Origin of the sequence: Paenibacillus oryzisoli (assembly GCF_050467285.1) — a bacterium.
Taxonomy (GTDB): domain Bacteria; phylum Bacillota; class Bacilli; order Paenibacillales; family NBRC-103111; genus Paenibacillus_E; species Paenibacillus_E oryzisoli_A.
The window spans coordinates 1-3402 of record NZ_JBCMUN010000046.1; the positions used below are offsets into that span (position 1 = coordinate 1).

1 protein-coding gene and 14 tRNA genes are annotated in these 3402 nt (G+C 46.4%); all 15 read right to left on the reverse strand.

What is annotated here, in order from left to right; genetic code table 11:
* Positions 1-335 precede the first annotated feature (335 nt).
* On the reverse strand, positions 336-1814 hold the full coding sequence (locus ABE504_RS33095; protein ID WP_430097007.1) for a PAS domain S-box protein: 1479 nt from the start codon (positions 1812-1814) through the stop codon (positions 336-338).
* A 191-nt stretch (positions 1815-2005) separates the two neighbouring features.
* Positions 2006-2091 (reverse strand) — tRNA-Leu (locus ABE504_RS33100).
* A gap of 16 nt (positions 2092-2107) precedes the next feature.
* Positions 2108-2179, reverse strand: a tRNA-Gly gene (locus tag ABE504_RS33105).
* 6 nt (positions 2180-2185) lie between these two features.
* Positions 2186-2268: transfer RNA gene (locus tag ABE504_RS33110), tRNA-Leu, on the reverse strand.
* Positions 2269-2300: 32 nt separating this feature from the next.
* Positions 2301-2376 (reverse strand) — tRNA-Lys (locus ABE504_RS33115).
* A 23-nt stretch (positions 2377-2399) separates the two neighbouring features.
* Positions 2400-2471, reverse strand: a tRNA-Gln gene (locus tag ABE504_RS33120).
* Positions 2472-2488: 17 nt separating this feature from the next.
* Positions 2489-2570 (reverse strand) — tRNA-Tyr (locus ABE504_RS33125).
* 11 nt (positions 2571-2581) lie between these two features.
* Positions 2582-2657 (reverse strand) — tRNA-Thr (locus ABE504_RS33130).
* A 17-nt stretch (positions 2658-2674) separates the two neighbouring features.
* Positions 2675-2751: transfer RNA gene (locus tag ABE504_RS33135), tRNA-Asp, on the reverse strand.
* Positions 2752-2765: 14 nt separating this feature from the next.
* Positions 2766-2841, reverse strand: a tRNA-Val gene (locus ABE504_RS33140).
* 18 nt (positions 2842-2859) lie between these two features.
* A tRNA-Glu gene (locus ABE504_RS33145) sits at positions 2860-2931 on the reverse strand.
* Positions 2932-2969: 38 nt separating this feature from the next.
* Positions 2970-3060, reverse strand: a tRNA-Ser gene (locus ABE504_RS33150).
* An 8-nt stretch (positions 3061-3068) separates the two neighbouring features.
* A tRNA-Met gene (locus tag ABE504_RS33155) sits at positions 3069-3145 on the reverse strand.
* 63 nt (positions 3146-3208) lie between these two features.
* A tRNA-Asn gene (locus tag ABE504_RS33160) sits at positions 3209-3281 on the reverse strand.
* 4 nt (positions 3282-3285) lie between these two features.
* Positions 3286-3361, reverse strand: a tRNA-Ala gene (locus ABE504_RS33165).
* Between the last annotated feature and the right edge of the window lie 41 nt (positions 3362-3402).

A 3402-nucleotide genomic window follows, 5' to 3' on the forward strand; every position in this document is an offset into this window, starting at 1 on the left:
TTGACTTGCTAGCGAGATTGTTAATCTCATTAATGGTTAGTTACCTAACCGATTTGCTTACTCACTCGTTGTTCAGTTTTCAAAGATCAATGTCTTTCGTGCACTGCCGCGTTTCCGAAGCAGCGAGTAGTAATATACCATATTGTTTTTTCGAATGCAAGCACTTTTATTTGTTTGTGAAACTTAACAACATAACTAGTTGACCTGCAACGCTTGTCCGTCTGAGACAAGAATCATAATATAGCATAGCCTTGGCAAGAATGCAACTCAAAAGAACAAAAAGATCTCCCTGCAACTTGCGGTCGATCTTTCTTTCATAACCTTATTCCTATGTATTACTGTAAGAAAGCAGGTGCAGGCGGTAAATGGATAGTAAACCTTGCCCCCAGCTCCAAACGGTTCTCGACGGCAATTCTGCCGCCGTGGCTTTGAATGATTTTATAACTGACGACTAATCCTAACCCCGTTCCTGTAGCCTTAGTTGTATAAAAAGGTTGACCGATCCGCTTAAGCTGCTCCTCTGTCAATCCTGGTCCTTGGTCTAAAATATCGATCCGTATTTCTTCTTGCTCCATCCTGGCCTCTAGCTGAATCTCTCCACCTTTGGGCATGGCTTCAATCGCGTTTTTCAAAATATTAATAAAAACCTGTTTCAACTGGTTACCATCGCCGTGGAGCAGCAGCGGAGCTTCATTCGTATAAGACTGGCTGATTTGTACATTGTTTAGCGCTCCTTGTGTTTCCAGCAATACACTTACTTGGCCCAAAATGTCCCGCACATCCAAAACTTGCATCGTACTCTGGCCGGGTTTTGCCAATAAGAGCAGTTCATTTGTAATCAGTTCAATGCGTTCAAGTTCCGTACGGATAATGTCAAAATAGTGCGGGGATTCAGGATACTTCTCACGAGCCAGTTTAATAAAACCTTTGATCGCCGTGAGCGGATTCCTAATTTCGTGTGCGATGCCTGCAGCCAGTTGACCCACCGCATTTAATTTGTCCGAGACTCGCATAAGATCTTCCGTACGTTTAAGTTCCGTCACATCGCGAAAAAGCAAATGCATGGCCCGCTCTGAATTATCATGAGCAGGAATTGCGGTAAATTCGACGTCAATCGTTCGTCCATCCAGACGAATCAACTGATCCATCACACCCTTGCTTATGGATCCTTCATAGACTTGAGATATTTTTTCCCTAATCATACTGTGCTTATCTTCCGCTATAAAATCAAACACAGGACGCCCGATAATCTGTTCCATCCTCGCAGCATTGATAATTTTTAAAGCGGCTTGATTGCTATAGACAATATTATAATCTTGTATAATCACAAAACCGTCGGGCCAATTTTCAATGAGCTGCCGAAAAGAGGTTTCCAGATACTTGTTGTGACTGTCTTTACTTTCAAGCTCTTTTTCCTGCTGCTTGAAACGCGTCATGTCTTGTATACATGCCACATAATAAGGCTCATTCTCGTAAACGCCATTCAGAAAACCAAGCACAAGCCCCCATATAATATTCCCATTCTTATGAACGTATCTTTTCTCTACTTGCAGTGGTGCAGTCTCCAGGGCAATTCTTTGCAAAACGCTCTGACTAAATTGAACATCATCCGGATGCGTAAATTCAACCGTATATCTACCTTCTAACTCCAGCACGGTGTACCCTAACATCTCTGCGAAAATATCATTTGCTTTTAAAATAAGCCCTGAAGCATTAATCATGATCATCGCAATGGCGGATTTATCGAAGATCTCACAGACGTGCTCGTTTGTGAAAGCATTTTCATATTTTAATTGTCCCGTGAATAGATTCATCATTACACCCCAGTTACCAACATTCGTTTACACCTGCGGCCTGCTTGTAATGTTCAGTATACAACGAAATAGCTAGATCGGCTATTACTCTCATTTGAGTAGACCTTTTTGCAAAAAAATAAATTAAAAAAGCCGCCCCAAAGGCGACTCATTCATCTAATTGCAAATATGATTAGCTATGCTAATTCTGATGCCGAAGACCGGACTTGAACCGGTACGGTGGTCACCCACCGCAGGATTTTAAGTCCTGTGCGTCTGCCGATTCCGCCACTCCGGCCAATAAACAGCAAAAAAGCGGAAGACGGGGATCGAACCCGCGACCCTCGCCTTGGCAAGGCGATGCTCTACCGCTGAGCCACTTCCGCATATACTGGTGCGCGTAGAGGGACTTGAACCCCCACGGTCGCCCGCTAGATCCTAAGTCTAGTGCGTCTGCCAATTCCGCCATACGCGCGCATGCTTGATACTTCACTTCTTAGGGTAAAGTGGTGAGTCATGTAGGATTCGAACCTACGACACCCTGATTAAAAGTCAGGTGCTCTACCAACTGAGCTAATGACTCATAATGATTGTCTAGGGGTGATACTGGGGATCAAGGATTCGAACCTTGGCATGACGGAGTCAAAGTCCGTTGCCTTACCGCTTGGCTAATCCCCAATATGCAAAAAAAAGGATGGAGGCTGATGGATTCGAACCACCGAACTCGGAGAGAGCAGATTTACAGTCTGCCGTGTTTAGCCACTTCACTAAGCCTCCATGAAGATATGTGGTGCCGTCGAGAGGACTTGAACCCCCAACCTACTGATTACAAGTCAGTTGCTCTACCAGTTGAGCTACAACGGCATATTTTATGAAAAGAATGGCGGAGCCGACGGGATTCGAACCCGCGGTCTCCTGCGTGACAGGCAGGCATGTTAGGCCTCTACACCACGGCTCCGCATTAATCTAAAATGGTGGAGGCTGACGGGATCGAACCGCCGACCCTCTGCTTGTAAGGCAGATGCTCTCCCAGCTGAGCTAAGCCTCCATGGGATATTAGAAGAAGTGACCCGTAGGGGACTCGAACCCCTGTTACCTCCGTGAAAGGGAGGTGTCTTAACCACTTGACCAACGGGCCTCAAAAATCAGCCATTCTAAAAGCTGTGGGAAAAACTATGGCGGAGAGAGAGGGATTCGAACCCTCGCACCACTTACGCAGTCTAACCCCTTAGCAGAGGGTCCCCTTGAGCCACTTGGGTATCTCTCCAATAGGCTTGGTAGCGGCGGAGGGGCTCGAACCCCCGACCTTACGGGTATGAACCGTACGCTCTAGCCAGCTGAGCTACGCCGCCATACTAGACTTCTCAGTTGAAAAGGTGCTCTCAAAATGTTATTCCCCACTTTGAGAGCGGTTACTCCCCGAACAGGACTCGAACCTGTGACAACTCGATTAACAGTCGAGTGCTCTACCAACTGAGCTATCAGGGAACATTGGTGGAGCCAAGCGGGATCGAACCGCTGACCTCCTGCTTGCAAGGCAGGCGCTCTCCCAGCTGAGCTATGGCCCCAATTAAATTGCAAAAAAGACTGCTTGGCAACGTTCTACTCT